This is a genomic window from Deltaproteobacteria bacterium, from assembly GCA_016709225.1.
Taxonomy (GTDB): Bacteria; Myxococcota_A; Polyangia; order Nannocystales; family Nannocystaceae; genus Xiheibacterium; species Xiheibacterium phototrophicum.
In genome coordinates this window covers 1,658,679-1,682,771 of sequence record JADJEE010000002.1, presented here as the reverse complement: position 1 = coordinate 1,682,771, position 24,093 = coordinate 1,658,679, and the positions used below count along the sequence as shown (strand labels likewise).

The following is a 24,093-nucleotide window of genomic DNA, read 5'->3' as shown; positions in this document are numbered from 1 at the left end:
CACATGCGCCGTCAGTCGACGTGACGGCGCGAGAACATCGCGAGCGCGGTGGTGTAGCCGTGCATGAACGTCCGTCCGCGGTGGTGCCCGAGCGGGCCGATCTCGCCGTTGCCGAAGAACCCGCCGATCGGGAGCTCGCCGAAGGTGTCGCGGATGGCCTCGAGGTCGAAGTCGGGGCGGCCGTAGAGACCTTGGCCGCGACCGAGGCAGCTGAACATGAGCGCGCCGTTGGGCCGCACGCCCTCGCCGCGCGCGGCGGTCAGCTGCCGCGCGAGGTCGTTGGCCGAGGTCTCGGCGTCGCGGACGTGGAACTGCACCACCATGCCGCGAAGCAGCGCCGACGTCACGGCGAGGCCGCCGGTGCGGGCGTCGAGACCCACGATGTTGCGCACGAGGAAATCGCCGGTGCGGTAGCGCTCGTGTCCGGCCTCCATCACCACGCCGAGGAACAGCGCGCTGCGCATGCGCTGGCGGTCCGGCGGCGAGCTGCGCTCGTACAGCTCCTGCAGCACCTTCGCCGATACCCGTCCATCGAGCTCGTAGGCCATGCCGGCCTCGGCGCGGGTGACGAACATCGGCTCCCCGATCGGCCGACAACCCTGCGCCAGCAGGGTGTCGACGCGCAGGTTGCCGCCCATCGCCAGCGCGATCATCCCGCTTCGGTGGCACAGCCCGTCGGCGAACAAGGCCACCTCACCGGCGTTCTGTCCGCCCGATGCGACGCCGCCGACGATGGCGGACGTCGGCAGCGCGAGGTCGAGCTGGCGCAGCAGCGGCGCCGGTTCGCAGCTGAACGGATCGAGCATCGTGATGAGCGCCTCGACGTCGTCGGGGCCCATGCCGAGGCGTGCATGCCAGTCGTCGCGCGCACCGTCGCGGTCGCCGAGCTCCTCCGGGCTGCAGTGCACCGCTCGCAGCTGCACGCCGGGGAGGATGGCCGCGACCAACGACAGCGCCGGCTTGCGCTCGACCTCGCGCTCGCCACCGATCACGCCGCCGCCGGAGCAACCGAACACGACCGGCGCACCGCAGGCGTCGGCGATCGTCTCGGCCAACACGTCGAAGTGCTCACGGTGGTGGGGCGACGCGAACGCGAACACGACGTCGGGTGCGACCACACCGAGCTTGCGCCGGACGCCGGTGGCCGCCTCCGCCAACGCATCGACGAAGCTCGGCGCGATCGAGACCTCAGAGCACCACTGCATCGCGTTCTCGCGGGCAGTATGGCGCCAAGGCCCCCGCAGGTCGAGCCACGCCCGCGCCCGGCGTGGTCAAGTGGGCCACGTCGCGGTTACCCACATGGTCGCAGTCGCCCTGGTCGACCACGAACGCGCTGCCCGCCTGCAGCTCGGCCAGGCGCCAGTCGCCGCCCTCCATCTCGACCGCGACGATGGCCGTATGATGTGCCCACGTTTCGCTCCGTGCGCTCGCCGATGGACGATCTCGATTCCGCCGATCCCACGCTGATGGGCACCCAGAGCATGGGCACGACGCCCGGTGCCGCGGCGGCGGAGCCCGTGCCCGGGCGCGGCGCGGTGATCGGACGCTACCTCGTGCTCGACCCGCTGGGCCGAGGTGCCAACGGGACCGTGCTCGGGGCCTACGACGCAGACCTCGATCGCCGCGTCGCGCTCAAGCTGCTGGCGAAGCCACTCGACGCCGACGAGACCCGCCGTCAGCTGCTGCTCACCGAGGCGCAGGCGATGGCGAAGATCCACCATCGCAACGTCGCCGCGGTCTACGACGTGGGTGTTTGGCACGACCGTCTCTACGTCGCGATGGAGTACGTCGCCGGCCCGACGCTCGCGCGATGGCTGTCGCTGCGGCCGCGCACGCCGGCGGAGATCCTCGCGATCCATCTCGACGCCGCCGCCGGCCTCGAGGCCGCGCACGAAGCCGGTGTGGTCCATCGCGACTTCAAGCCCGCGAATGTCCTGGTGGCGCCGGGCGAGCGGGCCGTCGTGGTCGACTTCGGGCTCGCGATGCCGCAGCCGGGGGCCGACGCGCGGGCCGACGACACCGCCGGCTTCGCGGTGGCGGGAACGCCGGCCTACATGGCGCCCGAGCAGTTCGCGGGCGCCGTGATCGACGGTCGCAGCGATCAGTTCGCCTTCTGTGTCAGCTTGTTCGAGGCGCTGGCCGGGGCGCGGCCGTTCGCAGGCAACTCGCTGGCGATGTTGGCCGCCAACGTCTCGCGCGCGGTGGTCGATCCGACCGCTGCCGCGCGCTTGCCCCCGCGGCTACGGCCCGTGATCCTGCGAGGGCTCGCGCGGGAGCCCGAGCGGCGCTACCCGTCGATGATGGCGTTGGTGCAGGCGCTGCGGGCCGCCGGCCGATCGACGTGGACGCGCCGGGTGTGGGTCGCCGCCGGGCTGGGGCTCGCGGCCGCGGGCATCTGGGGCGCGACGCGATCGCCCGCGCCGGGTGTCGCGTGCGAGGCGGGCGAGGCCATCGTCGCCGGGTTCTGGGGTGACGATGCACGTGCGGCGGTCCGCGTGGTGGCACCGGGCGCGTCGAGCTCGTGGCTGTCGTCGCGTCGAGCGACGTTGACCCGGGCGGTGGATGCCTACCTCGGTGCGTGGGCGCTCGCCCACGACGAGGCCTGCGCCGCGATGACGACCGACGAGCCCGCGCGCGCGCGCGCGCGCGGACTGTGCCTCGACAACCGGCTCGCCGCCGGTCGAGGCATGGCCGAGTTCGTGGCCTCGCGGGAGATCGCGTCGACCACCGTCGACAACCTCGTGGTCGCGCTGCCCAGCGTCGAAGAGTGTCGGCAGCAGGACCTGCGTCGCTGGACCTTCGCCCCCACCGATCCAGAGCTCGCCGCTGGGGTCGTGGAGCTGCGGGCGCGGCTCGACGCGATCGAACTCGATCGCGTCGCCGCCGGCCGAGCCGCCGATCTCGGCCCCTACGACGCGCTCCGCGAAGAAGCGCGGGCACTGGGCTTCCGCCCGCTGGTGGCCGAGGTCGCGCTCGGCCACGCCAATGCGCTGCGCTCGTTCGATCGCTGGGCCGAGGCCCAGGACGAGCTCGACGATGTGATCTCGCTCGCGATCGAGTACGACGACCTCGGGCTCGCGGCGACCGCGGTCTCGCGCCGCCTGCTGTTCCTGCAGGATCTCGCGGCGCCGCGCCGCGACGAGGCCGCGCGGTGGTTCCGCCTGGCGGCCGCCATGCACGCGCGCAGCGGCGCGGCGGTGAGCGAACGCGCCGTGCTCGCGAACAACTACTGCGTGGTGCTGCGACAGGCGGGCGCGGCCGCCGAGGCACTGGAGCAGTGCCTCGCCGCCGAGGCACTCTACGCCGAAGCCGACGCCGAAGCCGACGCCGGTCGCGGCTACCGACGCGAAATCCTCGCCGCGCGACTGAACCGGGCCGGCTGCTACATCGAGCTCGGACGCTACGCCGAGGCCGAGGCGCTCTCGCAGGAGATGGTCGCCGCGTACGACCTCGAGTTCGGACGCGCCCATCCCCGGTCCATCGTGGCGGTGACCCACCTCGCGGCGGTCTCCTTGCAGAGCGGTCGGCGTCACGAGGCGATCGCGCGGCTGGACGACGCCATCGCGCGATACGGCGAGGCCGGCATGCTGCGCCGCGCAACCGCGGGTGATCAGCTGCTGAACCTCGCGGTCGTGAAGGCCTCGGTCGGCGATCTCGTGGGCGCGCGCGCGACCTACGAGCAAACCATCGAGATCGAAGGCATCGCGCCGTGGATGCGCATCGGCGCCCAGGCGGCGATCGCCGTCAACACCGGCGACGACGCGGCCGCGCTCGCGGCCTCGAACACAGCGCTGATGGAGCTGGAGTCGGACGCACCCCTTGCGAGCAGCATCCACATGCAGCGTGTGGCGCTGCTGCTCGCGCGCGGCGACGATGCCGAAGCGCAGCGTGAGCTCGACAGCTTCTGTCGCACCGTCGAGCCCAGCGCCTACGCGACGTTCTGTCGAGCCCAGGCGGTGATGGTCGCGGCCTTCCGGCGCGACGCGGTGGCGACCGCGACGTGGCTGGCGTGGTTGGATTCGCGACTCGACGCCGACGACGAGGAGCGCGTCATGCGAGCGATGGCCCACGCGGCGGTGCTGGGCTGCGTCGAGCCGTCGTTGCGGGTGGCGCTGGAGCTGCGACGGCCGCAGCTGGTCGCGGAGTCCCATCCGCTGCATCCCACGGTGCGGATGCTCGATCGCACGCTGAGGGTCCTGTCCCCCACGTCCGGGTACTGCGACGTCGGGCCGCCGACGAAATGACCGTCCTGCTCACGCTCGCGGCGCAAAGGTCGGCCCCGCCATCGCAGGCAAGAGCGCAGTGGCGTCGATGCCGTCGCGATCGCGGCTTGTGGTCGGTCCGCGCTGCGCCGTATGGTGGTGCCATGGGCCGAGCATCACGGTTGCGCGTCGGGTTCTTCTGCCTGGCCACGGGTTGCTACCAAGGCATCGACACCGGTGCGATCGACACCGATGGCAGCACTGGCGGCAGCGGCGATGCAGGCGATGCCACCGCAGCCAGCGGTTCCAACTCGTCGACCGGCGCCTCGAGCTCCGCCGGCACCACCGCGGGTAGCACGGCGGGCACCACCGCATCGTCGACGAGCGCGGCCGATACCACGGGCGCGAGTGCGTCCGAGTCCGCGACCGATGCGAGCGCGGGCTCCGAGTCGACCGGTGGCGACGCCGCGTCGCAGGTGTGCGAGCGCTGGTCGGCCGATCGCGCGGACATGTCCGAGGGGGCGTGGAGCGGCAGCGTCGGCGCGTGCACACCCGGTGACATCGCCGACCAGGGCCGCGTCAACGCGCTGCGCGTGCTCAACCTCTACCGCTGGCTCGCCGGTCTCCCGGCCATCACGCTGGACGAGAACCGCAATCAGCTGGGCCAGGCGTGCGCGTTGATGATGGATGCCAACGACGACCTCTCACACACGCCGCCGACGAGCTGGACCTGCTATTCCGGCGACGGTGCGATGGCGGCGGGCAACAGCAACATCGCCACCACGCCCGCGGTCGCGAGCATCGATCTCTACATGGTCGATCCCGGCAACCCCGACACGTTGGGGCATCGTCGCTGGATCCTCTCGAACAGCATCGGCCCCACCGGCATCGGCTCGACCGACGGCTACTCGTGCCTGTGGACGCTCGGCGGCAGCGGCAACGCCGGCGCAGCGTGGACCGCCTATCCCTCGCCGGGGCCGTATCCGTTCGAGGCCTCGACGCTGGGGTGGACCTCGCTCGACGAGACCGGATGGTCGATCCAGAGCGACAGCATCGAGCTCGGCGGCGCGCAGGTGACCATCACGCAGGACGGCGAGGACCGGCCGGTCACGGTGCACGCGCTCGGCTCGGGCTATGGCAGCAGCTCGGCGATCTCGATGATCCCGATCGGCTGGCAGCTGACCGCCGGGGCGAGCTACCACGTCAGCGTCGCCAACGTCGGCACGCCGATCGAGTACGACGTCGACGTGGTCGACTGCGGTTGACGAGCCTCGAGGCCCCACGCGCGGACGCCCCCGTCGTCGACCTCGCGGCCACGACGGGGCGCCGGTTCGCGGGCCGGGGCCGCGGGCTCACATCTTGAGGGTGGCGATCTGCGTGAACGCGTCGGTCAGGGCGCGCTGCGCATCGTTGATGGCGACGCCAACGCCGATGCGGCCGTCGTCGAGCACCTTGCCGGTCTTGCCGCGCAGCTCGGCGAGGTCCTTCTTGGCCTCCGCCAGCGAGTTCTTGGCGTCGGCGAGGGCCTTGTTCAGCTTCTCGTCGGTGGCCTTGCTGGCCTTGGCGGTGGCGGTTGCGAGGTCCGCGTCGAGGCGGGCGAGCGCAGCGTCGGCTCGGGTCGCAAACGCGGGCTCGCCCTCGTTCTCGACGATGTCGAAGCGCTCGTAGCGGGCGTCGTTGAGCTCCTTCGCGGCGGCCTTGTCGGCGTCGCCGATCTCCTTGCCGGCCTCCTTCACCTCGTCGGCGATCTTCCCCTGTGCGTCCGCGACCTTCTCGCCGTACTTCTCTTGCGCCTTCGCGAGGTCTTGCTTGGCGTCGGCGATGTCCTTGTTGGCGCTCTTGGTCGCATCGGCGATCTCTTTGCCGGCTTCCTTGCGCTCGTCGACCTGCTTCTCGCCGGCGTTCTGGCAGCCGACGGCGAGGGCGAGGATGGAGGCGGTGATGATGGTCTTGCCGTTGATCATGGTTCGATCCTTTTCTTCGCGAGCGCACTGCAACGGCGCATCGGTGGCCACAAGGTGGCACGCAGTGCTCGACCTGCAAGCGGCTCGCCTCGACGACGATGACGGTCGCGCGCGTGGCGTAGATCGCTCGTGGCGTGCCGTCACGACGAGCCTGTGCGCACGTTGGCGGCGTGGATGGAAGCGTCGTGAAGGCGATGACGCGGTGTCGGCATGACGATCGTCGGGCCGCGGGCGCAGCGCTTGCACGGCTCGCCGATCGAGAGGCGAATCATCCATGAATCTGTCCGCGAATCTCACGGCCAAGCTCCTTCCCACTGGCTTGTTGCTGTCCGGCGCCTGCGCGCTGGCCCTGCTCACGCCGTCCACCGCCCATGCCGGCCTGGACGCGTGCGGCAACATCGATGTCTCCGCCGAGGCCCACTGCGAGCTGGTGACCGGCGGTGGCTGCGTCGCCATGTGCGAGCCCGTGATGCTCGAGGCTGCATGCGCCGGCCAGCTCTACGCGCAGTGCGAGGGCCAGTGCAACGCCGAGATCTCCGCTGATTGCCGCGTGGGCTGCGAGGCCGATTGCAGCGGCCAGTGCGAGGTCGACCCGGGCTCGTTCGACTGTCGGGCCAGCTGCGAGGCCGACTGCGAGGGGGAGTGCAGCGGCCGCTGCTCGACCGGCGACTCGGAGTGCGCGGCCTCGTGTCGTGGCACCTGCGCGGCCTCGTGTGACGCCCACTGCGAGGGCACTCCGCCGTCGGCGACGTGCGAGGGCAAGTGCGAGGCCAGCTGCGAGGGCCGCTGCGAGGCCGAGGCCAACCTCGACTGCCAGATCGAGTGCCAGGCCGGCGGCTTCGTCGACTGCGAGGCCGAGCTGAAGGGCGGCTGCGAGGTCGCGTGCAGCAAGCCCGAGGGCGCGCTGTTCTGCGACGGAAGCTACGTCGACTACGGCAACAACCTCGAGGAGTGCGTCGCTGCGTTGGAGGCGGCGTACGACATCGACGTCGAAGGCTACGCCGAGGGCATGTGCAGCAACGGCGTCTGCACCGGAGAGGCCGGTGGCACCGTGTCGTGTGCGGTCGAGCCCGACGGGCACGCCCGTACCGCGGGCTGGCTCGCGTTCAGTGGCTTGCTGCTGTTCGGCGCGGTCCGCCGTCGTCGTCGCAGCTAGAAGTTCTCGCGTGCTGCTCCGATGCGCCCGCGCGACCGTTCGGTCGCGCGGGCGTCGTAGCGAATGTCAGGCGAACGCGGTCATACCCACCGGGCTGCTCTCGACCGCGGCGCGGAGCTTGCCGAGGGCCCGGTTCTGCAGCTGGCGGATGCGCTCACGCGAGAGGTGGTGGCGCTGTCCGAGCGTCTGCAGCGTCAGCGCCTCGCCCTCGTCGAGCCCGAGTCGAGACTCGACGATCTCGCGTTCCAGCGGCTCGAGCGATGCGAACGCCTCCTGCGCCACGGCGAGGTTGCGGCGGGCGTCGATCGCGAGCTCTGCGTCCTGGTTGGGCAGATAGGTCAGCTCGAGGCTCGGCGTGCTGCGCTCGTCACCGTCGGGGAGCTCGAGCGGCACCACGCGTGCGTCCATGGCTTCGCGCGCGTCGACGATCTTCTCGATGGTGACGCCGGCGGCGGCGGCCACCTCGGCGAGGGTCGGCTCGCGACCGAGCTCGGTGCGCAGCGCTCGCTCGGTGCGACCGGCCTTGCTGAAGATCGCGTGGAGGTGGGCCGGGATGCGCACGCTGCGGCCGCGATTGATGAGCGCTCGGGTGATCGCGAAGCGGATCCACGACGCCGCGTAGGTGGAAAAGCGGAAGCCGCGCTCGGGATCGAAGCGATTGATCGCCATCAGCAGGCCGAGGTTCCCCTCCTGCACGCGGTCGGCGAGCGCCATGCGGGCGTTGGCATTGCGCGCCGCGAGCCGCACGACCAGGCGGAGGTTGCGGCATGCGAAGCGGTTGCGGGCGCTTCGCATCGCGGTGCCGGTGCGGCGGACCTGCTCGCGCGCAGGTCCGGGGGCGGCGGTGCACTCCACGACCGCCTGCAGGCGATCGGCGACCGCGGTATCGAGGTCGAGACCATCGAGGGTCTCGACCATCGCGGCCGGCAGCGCGCCCGGATATCGCGCGAAGGCAGCCCGCAGGCTGGTGACGACCTGCGTCGGGGCGAGCGCGTCAGCCTCCTCGGTCGCGAGGAAGGCTTGGACCACCGCGGCAGCCTCGGGCTCGCACACCAACGCGTGCCAGCGGGCGCGTCGCAGCGCCACGAGCTCGCACAGCATTGCGTGCTCCTGCTCCGGCGTCAGGCGCTCATAGGCACCCGCGGCGTCGAGGTAGATGTCCATGCTCGAGCGGACGTCGCTGGGGCGGCGGGTCGATCGCGAGGCGTTCGTCGTCGCGGAGGTGGTCGACATGCCGCGCCTCGGCTGCAAGCACGGGGCCGCATCCAAAGAGCGTTGGAATCACACACCCGCCGAACTCGGCGCGACGCGAACGCTCAGATGCGCAGGCGCACGGCGTGTCGCAGGCGCTCACCCATGGCGCTCCACACCGAGAACCAGGATCGACGGCGCCGGCGCATCGACCCGAAGCGGTGGGTCGACACGCCGGCGCGTGCTCGAGTTGGTGGCGTGGATACGGCCGACTCACATCCTCGCGCCGGCCACCAGTGCCTGGCGGGCCGCGGTCAGCTGGTGCTGGGCACGGTTGATCGCAATGCCGACGCCCAGGCGCCCGTCGTCGAGGATGGCGGCATCGCCGTAGCGAACCTCATCGAGGTCCTTGCGGGCCTCCGCCAGCGACGTGGTCGCCTTGCTCAGCTGCGTGCGCGCGTCGGTCGACGACGAGCCCACGGCCTGCGCGTTCAGACCCCCGAGGTCGGCCTCCAGCGCGACGATGCGTTGCTCGGCGCGGCTGCAGAATGCCGCCAGGCTCTCGCCCTCGTCGCGCTCGAACGGCGCGAACGCGACCGCGCCGGCGATCGCCGCGGCGGCGTCGTGGTCGGCTTCGGCGAGCTTCTCGGCCTGCTTGCTGACCGACGCAGCGAGCTCCTCGTGGGCATCGACGACGGTGGCGTCGTGGCGATCGATGGCGGCCGCGATCTCCTTGGGGCCCTTGGCTTCGCGCAGCTCGGCGGCGAGCTTGCGGTTGGCCTGATCGAGCTCCGCCTGGGTCTTGGAGGTCGCGTCGCGCAGCTCCTGCTCGGCGTCGCGATGGGCCTCGACCTGATCCTGCGCCGGTGTCGAGCACGCGCCGAGCGCGGCGAGCAGGGGCGCAAGCACGGCGAAACGATGGGGTGGGGTGATCATGGTGAGGCTCCGTGGGGTGGGGGTCCGAACGACGAGAGACCGATGACGGGATCTACGCGGCAGCCGCGGGCGCCGACGCACCCACGACCTCGAGCTCGTTCTCGCAGTGGCGCACGCCCTCGAGCGACCACGCCAGGTCTTCGATGAGCAGCCGCTGCAGCACGTCCGCCACGGACCCCGCGAGCAACACGCAGCCGCCGCCGACATCGACCAGCACCAGCTTGGGATCGACGCCATGCTCCTCGAGCCGCTCGAACATCTGCTCGCGCAGCTGCTCGTCCTGGGCGAGGAGGCGCTCGAGTTCGTCGAGCTCCGTCGGCATCAGCAGGTCACTGAGGTTGACGAGTGCGTCGTTCACGGCGGAGCAGGAGAGCAACCGCCGTGCCGATCACCCGAGCTCGCGTCTTCATGGGTGTGGCTGCGCCCGGGGCTGTGACGCGACCGCACGGTCGTGCGCCCCGATCCCGCGCGGACACCACCCTCGGGGCCGCACGTGCGATCAGGCGCCGATCTCCGCCAACATCGCCTTGGTGGTCGAGACCACGAACGCGGCATCGTCGTCACCCAGCTCGCCGCGCTCCTGCGCCGCGAAGGCCGAGCTCATCGCCGGCATCAGCACTGCGTCCATCGTGTAGAGGTCGCCACGCTCTGCGCGGATCTCCACCACGATTGCACGCGCGGCCTCGGGCTCGTGGGAGAGCAGGCGCTGGTAGTAGCGCACCGCCGGCGTGAGCGCCGGAGTGTCACCCAGCAAGATGCCCAGGAACTCGAGACGGGGGAGGTGACGACCCAAAACCACGATGCAGGCGGTCAGCGGCGTCGCGATCGCGAGCCCGAGGGGCCCCCAGATCCAGGTCCAGAACGCCACCGAGACCAGCAGCGCCAGCGACGACACGCCGACGCGTTGACCGATCACGACCGGCTCGACGAAGTACGCGAAGACGATGTCGAGCCCGAGGAACACCGCGACGGTGCCCAGCGTCGTGACCCAACCCGGTGAGGTCGCGAACGCGAGCAGGGCGGGCAGCGCGAGCGCGACCATCGAGCCGACGTACGGCACGAAGCGCAGCACGAAGGTCAGCGTGCCCCACAGCGGTGCGTAGGGCACTCCCAGCGCCCACATGCCCAGCGCCACCAGCGAGCCCACCAGTGCATTGATCAGCGTCTGCGCGAGCAGGTAGCGGCTGACACCGACGAACACCTCGTCGATCAGGCGGGTGGTGAGCGCGACGCGGCGCGGTCCCATCAGCCGGATCACGCGGTCGCGGACGTCCTCGCGCTTCGCCAGCATGAAGCTCACCAACACCAGCACCAGCAACGAGCTCGCGACCGGGGCGAGCAACGGCTGGATGACCTCGCGCATGCGCGACAGGCTCGACATGCGGTCGGGCACCACCCGCACCGGCGGCGCGGTCTCGACCTCGGCAACGCTGTCGTCGAGCTCGGCACTCACGCTCGCGACCGTCTGCTCGATCTTGTCGAGCGTGCCGCCTTCGTGATGACGAAGGTGCTCGATCTTGTCGTGGATCGAGCTGGCGTAGCTCGCCGACTCCGCCGCGAGGTCGCCCAGCTGTCGCGCCAGCACCCACGCGAAGCCGCCCACCAGCCCGATCGACGCCGCCATGGTCAGCGCAACCGCAAGCCCACGGGGGAACCGCACCCGCTCGAAGCCCCGCACCACCGGGGCTAGCAGGAACGCGAGCACCATGCCGAACGCCAGGGGCATCAACACCTCGCGCGCGAAGTACAGCGTCGCCACCAGCAGCACGCCAGTGCCGAACCTCGCCATGTTCGCGACCTGCGGCGAGGAGCTGAGTCGCGGGGCTGGTGGTGGTGGGGCCATCCGCGACCAGGCTGCGTCACCAACGCTCGGCGTCAATTGCCACGTGCGCCGCGTCGACGCGACTTGCGAGCGCGCACACCCCGTGCATACCGGGCTCATCACCATGTCCACCGCACGCACACTGCCGCTCTGCCTCCTCGCTGGCGCGACCCTCGTCATGGCCACCGCTGCTGCCTGTCAGCGGCAGGCCACACACACGCCTTCGGCGATGAGCGAGTCCGCAGCGGAGGCTCGTGCGACCACGGTCGATGTCGACCTCTCGTCGGCGGGCATCGCCGCGACCATCCGCGGCCCCGAGCAAGCCCGCGCCAAGGCGAAAGACGACTTCGTCGAGGTCGAGGCCGGCGATGACTTCCACATGGAGATCCACCGCGGCGCGCCGGACATGCTCGAGCGCAAGGCCGAGATCGTGCGCCGTTGGGGCCCCCGATTCCGCGGGTTCGTGCGCGACGACACCGATACCGTCATCTACGAGACCGGTCGCGACGGGAGCCCGCGGTTCCACTTCCTGACCCGCGGCCGCGTCGAAGGTCTCGACTACTTCTGCAACACCGCCGATGACGGCGTGGGTTCGTTGGTCGCGATCGACGTGATGATGAACGACTGTCACTCGATCACCGCGCACCCCCACGCGACCCTGGCGAGCACCGCGACCCCGTGAGGCAGGGCGTCACGGGTGGGCGCCTGCGCGCGGGGGGCATCGGCACGCGCCAGCACGACGCGCCGCCGTCGCGGTGATTCGGGCGGGTGATTCAGGTGGGTGATTCGGATTGGTACGGCGGTTGCTCCTCCTGGGCCTCGCGTCCATGAGCACCACCACCACGCTGCGCGAGATCACCACGATGGCACCACGAATGACGCTGCAACCGAGCTCCGGTGAACCACGCGCCCTCGCAGCGGTGGACGACCGCAGCGCGGCGCTCGTCGCCACCGCCACTGCCACCGATCAGCTGCGTTCGCTCGTGAGTGACGGCGCAGACATCGTCTCGAGCGAGATCCAGCTGGCGCTCCTCGACATGCGCGCGGGGCTGCTACGGCGCGTGCGCGAGGGCGTTGGCCTCGGCATCTCCGGCGTCATCGGGGCGACCGGCGCGGGGCTGCTGGTCGCCGCTGCGGTGGGTGGGCTCGCCGAGCTGCTCCCGATCTGGGCGGCGCTCGCCATCGTGGGTGCCACGCTGGTGCTGACCGCCGTGATCGTCATGTCCGTGCTCGGCCGCCGCAGCTCCTCCACCGACGCGGCGCAGGCAGCGAAGTGAGTCCCACCATGTCCGAACGCGTGCCCAACACCCTCGCCACACTCGAGTCCCCCCGTCGCTGCGCCCGACGAGTCGCCCGCGCGCGCGCGCGCGCGGCTGAAGGCGCGCATCCGAGAGCGCCGGGCCCATATCCGCCACACGCTGAGCAACCTCGAGGATCGCATCGAGCGTCGGCTCGAAGTCGCCGCCGAGATTCCCCGCAAGGTCGCGCACGCTGGCCGCGTCGGCGCGACTGCAGTCGCGGTGGGCACCACCGTGCTCGCCCTGGCGTTCTTCGTGCGCGCGATGGTGAAGCGCTTCGTGGCGGTGGGCACCGGCAACCGATCTCGATCGGGTTGGTAGCGCCCGGCGGGCTGCGGCGCACGTGCGCTGCGACGCACGGCCGGTGTGAGGCCTCCGAACTTCAAGCACTCGACGACGGCGCTTCGCTTGCACGAGCAGACTCTCACCATGACCATGAAGTCGCATCTCTCGCTTGCCCTCGTCTCCACTGGCTTCGCGACGATCACGGCCGCCGGCTGCCAGCACCGCGCCCAAGCCCATGCCAGCGGGGAGCCCGACCGGGCCCACGCCGAGGCGCGCGTCGACGCCCAGGCCGGGAAAGACGACCACGCGAGCGCCCGCGCCGGCGTCAGCACCGACTATCGCGTCGACCAGCTCGCGCGCACCGGCGTGCAGATCAGCCGCGACATCGCGACCCAGTGTGCGGTCGACGGCGCCGAGACCTTCTTCGCCTTCGACTCGGCGCAGGTCAATGATCGCAGCCACGCGGTGCTCGACCAGGTCGCGCGCTGCGTGACCGACGGGCCGCTGGCCGGCCGCGAGCTCGTGCTCGTCGGCTTCACCGACCCGCGCGGGACCGATGCGTACAACAAGGAGCTGGGCCGGACCCGCGCCGAGTCGATTGCACAGTGCCTGCGTGAGCACGGCGTCGCGCCGACCCAGATCGAGATCAACTCGATGGGCGAGAAGCAGGCCTCCGAGGACGCCTCGGACTGGCCGCTCGATCGTCGCGTCGAGATCAACCTGGATCCCAAGACCACGGCGTCGCGCTGAGCCGCGCCGCTCCCAGCAACCACAACCCACAAGAAGGAACATCCCATGTCCTGGCTCATGCTCGTCATCGTTCTACTCCTCGCGCTCGCCGTCGTACCCGCGTGGCCCTACAGCCGCAGCTGGGGCTACGGGCCCAGTGGTGCGCTCGGCCTCGTGCTCGCGGTGCTGTTGGTGCTGCTCCTGATGGGACGCATCTAGAGTCGTGGAGGGCCGTACGTCGTGATGCTACGTCGCCTCGCCGAGTGGATCGTTCGCCACGCAAAGTGGCTGGTCATCGTGACCCTCGTGCTCGGCGCGGTGGCGGGCATCTACGGCGCTGGCGTCGTGAAAGCACTCTCACCCGGCGGCTTCGAGGTCGCCGGCGGCGAGTCGCAACGCGTCACGCAAGTGGTCGAGGATCGCTTCGGCCAGGGCGGGGCCGACGTCATCGCGCTGATCGATGATCCAGTAGGCGACGTGGCAACCTCGGACGCGACCCGCGAAGCCTTGGCCGCGATGGTGGCGAGGGTGATCGCGATGCCGAGCGTCGCGAGCGTCGAGAGCCCGCTGGGTCCCCATGGCGACAGCCTCGTCTCTGCCGACCGGCGCACCGGCATGGTCGTGGTCTCGCTCCGGGGCGATGCCGCGGAAAAGGAGGCCGCCTTCCCCGAGGTCGCGGCGGCGCTGCGCGGCGAGGACACCGGTGCGCTCGTGCGCATCGGTGGCCCGATCGCGGTCGCAGAGGTGGGGCAGCAGACCGCCGAGCACGACCTGCGTCGCGCCGAGCTGGTCGCGTTCCCGTTGGTTGCGTTGCTGCTGTTGTTCTTCTTCGGTGGTCGCGTCGCAGCCGTGCTGCCGCTGGTGGTCGGCGGGCTCGCGATCGCGTTCGCGACCGCCTCGCTGCGGGCGCTGGCGCAGGTGGGCGACATCTCGGTGTTCGCGCTGAACATCGTCACATTGCTCGGACTCGGACTCGCGATCGACTACTCGCTGTTCGTGGTGCAGCGCTTTCGCGAGGAGCTGGCGTTCGCAGAGGTCGGCGAGGCGGTCGTGCGGACCATCGCGAGCGCAGGCAAGACCATGCTGTTCTCCGGCGTGGCGGTGGCCGTGAGCCTGCTGGCGCTGTTGGTGTTCCCGATCGCGTTGCTGCACAGCATCGCCATCGCCGGCGCCTTGATCGTCGTGCTCACGGTGCTCGCGGCGCTGGTGTTCTTGCCGGCGCTGTTGGTGTTGCTGGGCCGACGCATCGAGTGGCCGCGCCGGCGCGACGCATCCGCCGTGGCCGCGCCCCAAGGGCGACGATGGGCCGCGGTTGCCAACTGGGTGATGCGACGCCCGGGCGTGATGGCGCTGGGAACCGCGGCGTTGCTGGTGGTGGTGGGCTGGCCGGCGCTGCGGCTGCACACCGAGATCTCCGACGCTCGGATCTTCCCGCGAGAGTTCGAGGTGCGGCAGGTGCAGGAGCGCATCGAGGCCGCCGACGGCTTCGCGGCCGCGGGCACGGTGCAGTACATGCTCGTGCTCGAGGGCGAGCAGCCGATGTGGCAGGCCGAGGCGCTGGATCGCCTCTGGCGCACCCACGAAGCCCTCGCCGCGGTACCGCAGGTGCGGCGCGTCGACGATTTCGTGGGCGGTCTGGGGCAGGACTCGCGCGAGCGCTTCGTGGCGGCCGCGACCGGGCTCGCGCAGGCGCCGGAGCTGCCGGCCGCGCTCGCCGGTGTCATCGATGGCAACGCGACCCTGGTGCGCGTGACTGCGGCAGCGCCGGGCAACGAGCACGAGCGCGCGACGCAGGTCGCCGCGCTGCGCGAGGCCGCCGCGCCGGCGTTCGCGGTGTCGATCGGTGGCATGCCGAAGGTGGCGCAGGAGGTCGACGAGGCCCTGCGTGCGGGGGCCGTGCCCGCGGCCGCGATCGTCGTGTCGGTGACCCTGGTGGTGCTGACGCTGGCGTTCGGCGCGATCGTGGTCGCAGTCAAGGCTGTGATCATGAACGTGCTGTCGCTGATGGCGAGCTTCGGCGCGTTGGTGTGGATATTCCAGGACGGTCGGCTGCAGGGTCTGCTGGGTTATCACGCGACCGGCAGCATCGATCCGCTGATCCTCCTGGTGATGTTCGCCATCGTGTTCGGCCTGTCGATGGACTACGAGCTGTTCCTGCTGAGCCGCATCCGCGAGGACTACGGCGAGTCCGGCGACGCCAAGCAGAGCGTGGCGCGCGGCCTGGCCGCGACCGGGCGCCTCATCACGATGGCTGGCGCGATGCTCATCGTCGTGCTGCTCGGCTTCGGCACCGCCAACATCCTGTTCGTGAAGGAGCTCGGCATCGGCATGGCGATCGCCGTGGCGATCGACGCCACCATCGTTCGTGGCTTGCTGGTGCCCTCGACCATGCGCCTGCTCGGCCGCTGGAACTGGTGGAGTGCGGCGTGGTTCGACCGCTGGTGGAAGCGCTGGGACATCGGCGTGCGCGAGCTGCCGGCGGGTACCGAGGCGCGCCACGAGCCCGCGCGCTGACGGGGGGGCACCGGGCCCGGCGGATGCGAGCGCGGCAGCTCCGAATTCGTCGTCGCTGCACGGCCTGCCTTCGCTGCGGGGCTTGCCTTCGCTGCGGGTCGCCTGCGCAGCTCAGAAGCGCAGCTCGAACACGACGCGGGTCAACGTCACGCGTGCGCGCAGATCGAGACCGCGGCGTGCGCCGCGACGTGCGCCCACGCGGATGCCGGATGACATGCCCGCGACCGTGGTCCCGACGAAGTGCTGCGCCGGCGAGATCGAGCGATCGAGCCACAGCTGGGACGACGACGCGCGGGCCTGATCTCGTCGCCAGTCACCGTCCAGGACCGGCGAGGGTGTGGCCTGATCCTGCGGAGACGACACGGGAAACGTCGTCAGCAGTGCGAACAGGGCCTGCAGCGTGGGTTCCACGTCGCACGAAGCGGTGCACACGGCACGCCATGACGAGCGCGAGCGCGGGCTCGGCCCGATGGTTGCAGTGGTGGTTGGCATGCGCTCCGCGACTGCCAATCTCGCCGCCAATGGTGCTCCGGCGCTCCCCCACGAGGCGGAGTTCGCGATCGATCTCGACGACATGGATGACGGCGCGCAGGAGCTCGAGCCCGGCGCGATGGTGCCGAACACTCGCCTGCGGGTGCTCGAGCGATTGGGCGATGGCGGCGGCGGCGTGGTGTTCCGCGGTGAGCACGTCGACCTGCTGCGCCCGGTGGCGATCAAGGTCATGCGCGGCGTCGCGATGGCCCGTACCAACGCCCGCGCATCGTTCCTGGCCGAAGCCCGCACCACCAGCCGCATCGAGTCGCCATGGGTGGTCAAGGTGGTGGACTTCGGCGAGCTGCCGTCGGGCGGGGTCTGGTACGCGATGGAGCTGCTCGGCGGCGCTCCGCTCGATCGGCTCATCGACACCGACGAGCCGCTGCCGCTGGCGCGCGTGATCGGGCTGCTGCGCATGGCCTGCAAGGGCCTCGCGGCCGTGCATGCATCCGGCGTCGTGCACCGCGACGTCAAGCCGCAGAACATGATCGTCGTCCAGCGTGACGGTCGGGATCACCTCTCGCTGGTGGATCTCGGCATCGCCCACCCGTCCGGAAGCAAGCCGGCACTGGTGACGGGAACGCCCGAGTACATGGCGCGCGAGCAGATCCTCCGCGAGGTCCTCGACCCACGCACCGATGTCTACGCGCTCGGTTGCTGCGCCTACGAGCTGCTCACGCGCCGCTCGCTGCTCGGAGCGTGCACGGTGCAGCGGGCCCTGCTCGCGCACACCGAGGGCGTCGTGCCGGAGTTCCGCGACGACGACGGCGTGCCGCCGGCGCTCGTCGAGCTGGTGAAGCGATGCCTCGCGGTCGAGCCCGAGCAACGCTTCGCCGATACCATCGAGCTCGAGGCCGCGCTGTGCGAGGCCCAGATCGCCGCGCGCATCGCCGGCGTGCGCGACGACCTGCCGCTGCCGGCGGTCGATGATCTCCGCCGTCGACGGATCGCCGACGGCTTCGCAGCGCTCGAGCGCGGTCGCACCCCTTCGCGCTCGCGCTGGGCGTGGCTGGGTTCCGGTGCGCTGGCCGTGGCGGTTGCGCTCGCAGTGGGGCTCCCCGCCGATCAAGCCGCGGGCAGCTACCCGGTCGAGGTGGTGCCCGCCCGCGACGTGCCCGCGCGCGTCGTCGCCGACGTCGTCGCGCCCAGCCCCACCGCGCAGGCCGACGGCGCGCGCTGGCCGGTGTCGAGCGATGGCATGCGCGACCGCGAGCTGCCCGAGGAGCCGAGCTACGTCGCACGTGAAGCCGTGATGCTCTCGCCGCTGGGTCCGGCCGCCGCACCGCCCACGCCGGCCGCCGTCAAGTCCGGTGACGCGCGGCACCAGGCCAGCGTGGGACGTCGAGCGCTGCGTCGTGGCAACACCGACGAGGCCGAGCGATCGTTCCACCGCGCGCTGGCGATCGACGCCCGCGCGAGCGCGGCGATGGCTGGCCTGGCGGACGTGTACGCCGAGCGTGGGATGCGGCTCAAGGCGCTGCGCTACGCACGGATGGCCGCCGATGCCGATCCTGGGTCGCCGACCCACCTGGTGCGGGTCGGCGACGCGCTGGCCTCGCTCGGTCGCCGGGGCGCGGCCCGCCGTGAGTACGAGCGGGCGATGGCCATGGGCTCGACCACGGCGCGTGGTCGCGTCGCCAAGCTCGATCGCGGGGAGCGGCCATGAATCGGGCGCATGCGCACGGTGTGTCGCGAGCGCTCGTGACGTCTGCGCTCGACCTCCGCGGTGGTGCGCTCGACGGCGCGGGATTGCAGCGTCATACCGATCCGGCCGAGGCTGGATCGCCCGTTGCAGTCGCTGCGGGCATGTCCGCGACCGCCGTCCTCCAGCCCACCCACCGCGCGAACCCGATGGGTATCGACGCCGCGTTGGGCGAGCGGATCGCGGCCGCGTTGCTGGCCCGGGACGCACTCGAAGACGCCATCTTGCTCGGTGCCTACCGCGTCGACCGCCGCATCGCCGGCACCGACCGCCTCGATCGCTTCGATGGCACCACGCTCGCCGACGGCCGGCCGGTGACCATCGAGGTCGTGCGCAGCGAGGCCATGAACGACGAGCGCTTCGTCCAACGCTTCCTGCGCTCTGCCCAGGGGCAGTGCGAGCTGCGTCACCGCCACATCGTGCGAGCGCTCGCCAGCGGACTCACGGCCGACGGGCGCCCCGTGCTCGTACGTGAGTCGCTGTCGAGCGAGCCGCTGGTGCAGCTGCTCGCCCGCAACGGCTGGCTGTCGTGGAAGCGCGTCCGGACCATCGCACTGCAGCTGTGTAGCGCGCTGACGACCGCGCGTGGCCACGGCTGGACCGCGCACGACCTCTCGATCGCCGGCTGCGTCCGCGTCCGCAGCGATCGCGCCGTCGACGATGTGCGCATCGATGGTCTCGTCAGCCTCGACGAGCTCGATGCCGGCGAGGCCGACGAGCGCAACGACGTGTTCGCGCTGGGGCGCCTGGTGGCGGCGCTGGTGCAGCCGTCGCGGCTGGGCGGAGCGTTGCTGCCCCCCGAGGCCGAAGTCCCCGCCGAGCTCGCCGAGGTCGTCGCGACCGCAACCGCGCCGCTGCCGAGCTCGCGCTACGCGAACCTCACGCAGCTCGGCCGCGCACTCTCGGCGGTGGGCCGCAGCGCGCCGCGGGCACGTGAGCGCGCCGGCGTTGCTCCGCTCGCCGGCACCATCCACGTCGACGAGGCCGCGTCGACGACGGCCGAGCCGGCCATCGTCGACACCCAGCACCACGCGATCGCGATGCCCCGTCGGCGCGCGCGATGGTTGGTGCCAGTCGCCATGCTCCTCGGCGTCGCCGCGGTGGGTAGCGCCTACGCCCGCGATCCCGCGTGGATCGGCAACGGCGCCCAGATGGCGCGATCGCTGTTCCGCGAGGCGTCGTCGCCGGGCGCTGCCGACGAGGTCATCCCGATGGCCTCGATCGTCAGCCCGAGCCTCGAGCCCGCCGCAGTCCCGAGCTCGAGCACGCGCAGCGCACCACCACCACCACCACCACCTCCTCCTCCGGCACCGCCCCAGGTGCTGCCCGCCGATCGCGAGCCTGCGACCGCGGCCGGGCACGTCGAGGCGGGGCGCGCCAGCACGACACCGACGCGGCGGCGAGCGACGCGGGTCCATCGGTCCCGACCCACCCCGCCGTCATCCGCTGCTGCCACGCCGGCCGCCGTGAACCCCGAGCTCATGCCCGAGCCGATGCCGCCCGTCACCGACGCACCCAATGTCGAGCCGCCCGAGTCTGGCCCCGAATCTGGCCCCGAATCTGGCCCCGAGTCTGGCCCCGAGTCTGGACAAGCCGCGCTCGCCACCCACGCGCCCACGCAACTGTCGACGGCCTCGACCGAGCTCCCCGACGTGCGCTGACCGCTGTCGCGCCACGTGCGTGTGTAGCTAGCCCCGTTGCTCCCTCCGCCCCAGCGAATCCGCCCACCATGTCGAACGCACCCCAGCTCGCCGCGCGCGAACCAAAGCCAGACGCCCGCGGAGTTTTCCCCCGCGGGCGCCGGCTCGATCCGTCGCACGACACGCTGCCGTGCGTTCACCTCACCTCGAGGTCACTCGGGGCTCTCGGCCTTCGCCTCGGCCTCGGCGTTCTCACCCGAGACGGAGGCCGCCGCGGCACCCTGATCGTCCGCAGCGTGGGCGGCCGCGGAATCGTCCTCGGAGACCGCTCCGGCCATGGCGTCATCGCCTTCGGCGGTGGCCTCGGCTTCGCCGGGGTGCGCGGTGGCGGTGGTCTGGTCCTTGTTGCAGGCGCTGAGGGTCAGCGCAGTGACAGCGGTCGCGATGATGAGCTTGTACATGCTTCGAGGTCTCCTCGTAGCCACGGGATGCACCACCCGGCGGCGGCCGCAACTCGCAAACCGCGTCGTCGCGTCGATCGCAAACCGTCGACGGCCGCCTGCGATCGCGACTTCGGTGGCGCCGCGGCACTTGCCGCGGCTGCGCGCGATCGCAGGCTGGACCCGCTCTCTTCCACCAACCAACAACCGTCGACCCCGTCATGGGGACGACAGGAGCAACAACCATGAAGTCGATGAACCTCACCCGTGATGACGTCCTGGCCACGATTGGCCTCCAGACCCGCCGCAGCGCGTCGGACTACATCTTCCCCGCGCTGGGCCTGTTCGGGCTCGGCTTGCTGACCGGCGGCGGGCTGGGCCTACTGTTCGCGCCCAAGCGCGGCGACGAGACCCGCGAGCTGGTCGGCAGCTCGGTGCGTGGCGCCAGCAAGAAGCTCATGAGCAAGCTGCGTCGTCGCGCCCAGGACGCGGTGCACGCCACCGAGGATGCGCTCGAAGAGGCGGTCGATGCCGTCGACGCCGCCGCGGTCGATCGCACCGTTCGCAGCCCCTTCTCGGCCAACGCGTGAAGCCGATGAAGGACGCCACCAACCCCGTGATCATCGAGCGCGAGGTCGAGGCATTTGCCGCGGCGTGGCGTGAGCGATTGGAGGACGCCAGCCTGCGTACGCGCGAGCTGGTGGTCCGCCACCCGCTCGCGGCGGTCGGCTCGGCACTCGGGCTCGGCTTCCTGCTCGCTCGACTCTTCCGTCGCTAGCCGCAACTCGTCCAAGGAATGTGAATCCCATGCCGCGTGCCGAATCCCGCGAATCTCCCCGATCCACGCCCGAACCCGAGGCTGAACTCGGTGCCGAGGCCGACGTGGAAATCGTCGACGACGACGATGTGCCTTCCATGGGCGACATCGCGGCCGCCGCGATCACCCGTGTCGAGCACGAGGCACGCAAGCATCCCCTGCGCACGGTCGGCATCGCGATCGGCGTGGGTGCCGTGCTCGGCGGCGGCCTGCCGCGCTTCGCGACCCGCATGGGCGTCGTGCTGGGGGCGCGCGTGTTGTTCGATGCATTCCTCCGCCGCGGGCTGGCCGAGCTCGCGACGCTGGGCGACGACGACGGCACGTCGTCGCGCGACGCTGGGCCCCGCCGTCGCGCGAATGGCCAATTCAAGGGCACTCGTACACGGGCACGACAGCCCGATTGATGCCGGGCGACCGGCCCGCGCACGCAAGCACCCTCGGGCCGCCGGCGGCCCGTCGCGATACCAACGAGGAGGCAACGTGACCGATACCCAGCTCCACGGCATTCACCCCGAGCCCTGGCCCAAAGATCCCGGCGAGGCGCTGCCGGACGTGTCGCTGCCCAAGCAGTGGCCGAACGACGAGCCGCCGGCGCCGGAGCCGGAGCCCGAGCCGGAGCCTGACCATGCTTCGGCGAGGACCTCCGTACCCGCCGTGACGACGGCATGAGCAGCGTCTCCATCCCTGCGATGGAATCGTCGCCTCCGTTCGACCCGCCGAAGGTCGAGCGGGCGGCGATATTGATCGTGGACGACGACGCGAGGAACATCCTCGCGCTGGAGGCGATGCTCGCCGACCTCGGGCTCGAGATCGTCTCGGCAGTCGCAGTCGATGATGCGTTGCGACAGCTGCTGCTCCACGACTTCGCGTTGATCCTGCTCGACATCCAGATGCCCGGCATGAATGGCGTCGAGCTGGCGAGGATCATCCGCTCGCGCGAGCGGACGCGGCGGGTGCCGATCATGTTCCTCACCGCGTTCGACCACGGCGACGAGTACGTCGCGAAGGGCTACGCGGTCGGAGCGGTGGACTTTCTCTTCAAGCCGCCGGTGCCCGAGATCCTGCGCTCCAAGGTCATGGGCTTGGTCGAGCTCTATCGCAAGACCAAGGAGATCGAGCTGCAGGCGGCGCAGCTGCGGGCCGCAGAGCGAGAGGCGCACGAGCGGCGCCTCGCCGAGTTCCGCGCGAGCATGGAGGCCGCGACGCTTCGCTCCGAGATGGCGGCGAGCCGCCGGATGAACGAGCGCCTGCAGCTGCTGGCCGACGTCGCGACCGAGCTGCTGAGCTGCGTCGACCCCATCGACGCGGTTCATGGGCTCGCCCCGAAGTTCAACGAGCACCTCGGCTTCGACGTGTTCGCCGCCTACCAGCAGCTGGGTGCCGCGGGCGAGCTGCGACGTATCGGTAGCGCCGGTGGCGACGAGACCGTGCCCGCGGTGATCGAGATCGACGACGCCCACCCGTCGGTGCGGCATGTGATCGACGATCGGGCGCGTTGGATCACCGAAGATGCCACCGGCGAGGAGGGCACGCCGCCGTGGCTGGTGGCGACCGGCGTCCGTTCGGCGGTGGTGCTGCCGGTGGTCGCCCGCGGGCGCGCGGTCGGTCTGGTGGCGTGCGGTCGCCGGAGCCCCGGGGCGATCGCGCCGGAGGACATCTCGGCGGTGCAGGTCGTCTGCGAGCAGATCGCGATGGCGCTCGATCGCGATCACCTGATGCGTTCGCTTCGCGAACACGCCGATGCCCTCAGCGACGCCCATCGCCGCAAGGACGAGTTCCTCGCGATGCTCGCGCACGAGCTACGCAATCCGCTGGCGCCGATGTGCTACGCGCTCGACATGTTGCAGCAGCGCGAGAGCGACGACGAGACCGAGCGCCTGCAGGCGGTCATGGGACGGCAGCTCTCGCATCTGAACCGCATGGTCGACGACCTGCTCGACGTGTCCCGCATCACCAGCGGCAAGATCGAGCTCGTGCTCGGCCCGGTGTCGCTCAACGAGATCCTCCGCTCCGCGCTGGAGACCAGCCGGCCGCTCATCGAGCGCAATCGCCATCGGGTCGAGCTGGCGCCGTTCGAACCCGACGTGACGCTGGTCGCCGATGCCACGCGGCTCACCCAGGTGGTCGCCAATCTCGTCAACAACGCCGCGCGCTACACCGACCCCGGCGGTGAGATCCGCGTGCTCACCGAGAGTGGCGCCGGCCAGGTCCGCATCCGCGTCGAAGACAACGGACGTGGCATCCCCAGCGAGGTGTTGCCGCGGGTCTTCGATCTGTTCGTGCAGGCGGCGCGCACGAGTGACCGATCCCAAGGCGGGCTGGGACTCGGGCTCACGCTGGTGCGGCGTCTGATCGAAATGCACGGCGGCACGGTGTCGGCGGTCAGCCCCGGCCCCGACCTCGGCAGCACGTTCGTGGTGACGCTTCCGCTCGGGGACGAGCAGCCGGCGCTCCCGGCGACGGTGCAGGCGTCGCCCGCACGCGCGATCGATCACGGCCGCGGCCTCGCAGTGCTGGTCGTCGAGGACAACGAGGACAGCCGCGAGATGCTGCAGCTGCTGCTCGAGGCCCGTGGCCACCGCGTGGTGGTTGCCGCCGACGGCCATGCCGGACTCGCAGAGATCCTGACCGCGCGCCACGACGTGGCGTTGCTCGACATCGGTCTGCCCGGTCTCGATGGCTACGAGGTCGCGCAGCGAGTGCGGTCCCAGTGCCCCAACATCACCACCAGACTCATCGCGATCACCGGCTACGGCCAAGGTGAGGATCGCGAACGCGCGCTGACGGCCGGCTTCGACGAGCACCTCGTCAAGCCCGTCAGCGTCACCGACCTCGAACGCGTGCTCCAACCGCCCTCGTGAGG

The 24,093-nt window shown here is 71.1% G+C and carries 23 protein-coding genes; 15 read left to right on the top strand and 8 right to left on the bottom strand.

Annotated elements, in window-relative coordinates; all coding sequences use genetic code 11:
• Positions 1-11: 11 nt before the first annotated feature.
• The gene (locus IPH07_21205; protein MBK6919929.1) at positions 12-1,205 is read right to left on the bottom strand and encodes an FIST C-terminal domain-containing protein; all 1,194 of its coding nucleotides are present in this window, start codon (positions 1,203-1,205) and stop codon (positions 12-14) included.
• A 228-nt stretch (positions 1,206-1,433) separates the two neighbouring features.
• On the opposite strand from IPH07_21205, the gene IPH07_21200 reads away from it, so the two are divergent.
• The gene (locus tag IPH07_21200; GenBank protein ID MBK6919928.1) at positions 1,434-4,244 is read left to right on the top strand and encodes a serine/threonine protein kinase; all 2,811 of its coding nucleotides are present in this window, start codon (positions 1,434-1,436) and stop codon (positions 4,242-4,244) included.
• A 122-nt stretch (positions 4,245-4,366) separates the two neighbouring features.
• Positions 4,367-5,467 carry a CAP domain-containing protein gene (locus IPH07_21195; protein ID MBK6919927.1) on the top strand — a complete coding sequence of 367 codons (1,101 nt, stop codon included), beginning with the start codon at positions 4,367-4,369 and terminating at the stop codon, positions 5,465-5,467.
• A gap of 87 nt (positions 5,468-5,554) precedes the next feature.
• Here IPH07_21195 and IPH07_21190 read toward each other — a convergent pair whose 3' ends face one another.
• Positions 5,555-6,166 (bottom strand): hypothetical protein, encoded by a 612-nt coding sequence (locus IPH07_21190; GenBank protein MBK6919926.1) that lies wholly within the window; start codon positions 6,164-6,166, stop codon positions 5,555-5,557.
• Between the two features lie 349 nt (positions 6,167-6,515).
• Here IPH07_21190 and IPH07_21185 point away from each other — a divergent pair, with 349 nt between their 5' ends.
• Entirely contained in the window at positions 6,516-7,322 is an 807-nt protein-coding gene (locus IPH07_21185) for an MYXO-CTERM sorting domain-containing protein (protein ID MBK6919925.1), read from the top strand.
• 66 nt (positions 7,323-7,388) lie between these two features.
• Here the strand turns inward: IPH07_21185 and IPH07_21180 are convergent, their stop codons facing one another.
• The 4 genes from IPH07_21180 to IPH07_21165 all read right to left on the bottom strand — a co-directional run bounded on the left by IPH07_21180 (position 7,389) and on the right by IPH07_21165 (position 11,238).
• Entirely contained in the window at positions 7,389-8,555 is a 1,167-nt protein-coding gene (locus tag IPH07_21180) for a sigma-70 family RNA polymerase sigma factor (GenBank protein ID MBK6919924.1), read from the bottom strand.
• A gap of 231 nt (positions 8,556-8,786) precedes the next feature.
• The gene (locus IPH07_21175; GenBank protein MBK6919923.1) at positions 8,787-9,449 is read right to left on the bottom strand and encodes a hypothetical protein; all 663 of its coding nucleotides are present in this window, start codon (positions 9,447-9,449) and stop codon (positions 8,787-8,789) included.
• A 52-nt stretch (positions 9,450-9,501) separates the two neighbouring features.
• Positions 9,502-9,807 carry a BON domain-containing protein gene (locus tag IPH07_21170; protein MBK6919922.1) on the bottom strand — a complete coding sequence of 102 codons (306 nt, stop codon included), beginning with the start codon at positions 9,805-9,807 and terminating at the stop codon, positions 9,502-9,504.
• A gap of 141 nt (positions 9,808-9,948) precedes the next feature.
• On the bottom strand, positions 9,949-11,238 hold the full coding sequence (locus IPH07_21165) for an AI-2E family transporter (protein ID MBK6919921.1): 1,290 nt from the start codon (positions 11,236-11,238) through the stop codon (positions 9,949-9,951).
• Between the two features lie 157 nt (positions 11,239-11,395).
• Between IPH07_21165 and IPH07_21160 the strand changes: the two genes are divergently transcribed.
• The 5 genes from IPH07_21160 to IPH07_21140 all read left to right on the top strand — a co-directional run bounded on the left by IPH07_21160 (position 11,396) and on the right by IPH07_21140 (position 16,097).
• Positions 11,396-11,953, top strand: coding sequence for a hypothetical protein (locus tag IPH07_21160; protein ID MBK6919920.1), 558 nt, complete (start codon positions 11,396-11,398; stop codon positions 11,951-11,953).
• Between the two features lie 145 nt (positions 11,954-12,098).
• Positions 12,099-12,548, top strand: a complete 450-nt coding sequence (locus IPH07_21155; GenBank protein MBK6919919.1) for a phage holin family protein — start codon at positions 12,099-12,101, stop codon at positions 12,546-12,548.
• 450 nt (positions 12,549-12,998) lie between these two features.
• The gene (locus tag IPH07_21150; protein ID MBK6919918.1) at positions 12,999-13,604 is read left to right on the top strand and encodes an OmpA family protein; all 606 of its coding nucleotides are present in this window, start codon (positions 12,999-13,001) and stop codon (positions 13,602-13,604) included.
• Positions 13,605-13,649: 45 nt separating this feature from the next.
• On the top strand, positions 13,650-13,802 hold the full coding sequence (locus IPH07_21145; GenBank protein MBK6919917.1) for a DUF3309 domain-containing protein: 153 nt from the start codon (positions 13,650-13,652) through the stop codon (positions 13,800-13,802).
• Positions 13,803-13,823: 21 nt separating this feature from the next.
• The gene (locus IPH07_21140; protein ID MBK6919916.1) at positions 13,824-16,097 is read left to right on the top strand and encodes an MMPL family transporter; all 2,274 of its coding nucleotides are present in this window, start codon (positions 13,824-13,826) and stop codon (positions 16,095-16,097) included.
• 111 nt (positions 16,098-16,208) lie between these two features.
• Here the strand turns inward: IPH07_21140 and IPH07_21135 are convergent, their stop codons facing one another.
• Positions 16,209-16,508: a hypothetical protein gene (locus tag IPH07_21135; GenBank protein ID MBK6919915.1), complete on the bottom strand. Its 300-nt coding sequence runs from the start codon at positions 16,506-16,508 to the stop codon at positions 16,209-16,211.
• Between the two features lie 79 nt (positions 16,509-16,587).
• Here IPH07_21135 and IPH07_21130 point away from each other — a divergent pair, with 79 nt between their 5' ends.
• Positions 16,588-18,297, top strand: a complete 1,710-nt coding sequence (locus IPH07_21130) for a protein kinase (protein MBK6919914.1) — start codon at positions 16,588-16,590, stop codon at positions 18,295-18,297.
• Between the two features lie 140 nt (positions 18,298-18,437).
• On the top strand, positions 18,438-19,994 hold the full coding sequence (locus IPH07_21125; GenBank protein MBK6919913.1) for a hypothetical protein: 1,557 nt from the start codon (positions 18,438-18,440) through the stop codon (positions 19,992-19,994).
• Between the two features lie 191 nt (positions 19,995-20,185).
• Here IPH07_21125 and IPH07_21120 read toward each other — a convergent pair whose 3' ends face one another.
• Positions 20,186-20,434, bottom strand: a complete 249-nt coding sequence (locus IPH07_21120) for a hypothetical protein (GenBank protein ID MBK6919912.1) — start codon at positions 20,432-20,434, stop codon at positions 20,186-20,188.
• 224 nt (positions 20,435-20,658) lie between these two features.
• Between IPH07_21120 and IPH07_21115 the strand changes: the two genes are divergently transcribed.
• The 5 genes from IPH07_21115 (at position 20,659) to IPH07_21095 (ending at position 24,091) form a co-directional block, all read left to right on the top strand.
• Positions 20,659-21,003 (top strand): YtxH domain-containing protein, encoded by a 345-nt coding sequence (locus IPH07_21115; GenBank protein ID MBK6919911.1) that lies wholly within the window; start codon positions 20,659-20,661, stop codon positions 21,001-21,003.
• A 5-nt stretch (positions 21,004-21,008) separates the two neighbouring features.
• Positions 21,009-21,191, top strand: a complete 183-nt coding sequence (locus tag IPH07_21110; GenBank protein MBK6919910.1) for a hypothetical protein — start codon at positions 21,009-21,011, stop codon at positions 21,189-21,191.
• Between the two features lie 137 nt (positions 21,192-21,328).
• Positions 21,329-21,634, top strand: a complete 306-nt coding sequence (locus tag IPH07_21105) for a hypothetical protein (GenBank protein MBK6919909.1) — start codon at positions 21,329-21,331, stop codon at positions 21,632-21,634.
• 76 nt (positions 21,635-21,710) lie between these two features.
• A complete protein-coding gene (locus IPH07_21100) occupies positions 21,711-21,899 on the top strand; it encodes a hypothetical protein (GenBank protein MBK6919908.1) in 189 nt (62 codons plus the stop codon).
• The gene (locus IPH07_21095; protein ID MBK6919907.1) at positions 21,896-24,091 is read left to right on the top strand and encodes a response regulator; all 2,196 of its coding nucleotides are present in this window, start codon (positions 21,896-21,898) and stop codon (positions 24,089-24,091) included. Before IPH07_21100 ends, IPH07_21095 begins: the two co-directional genes overlap by 4 nt.
• The last annotated feature ends 2 nt before the right edge of the window (positions 24,092-24,093 follow it).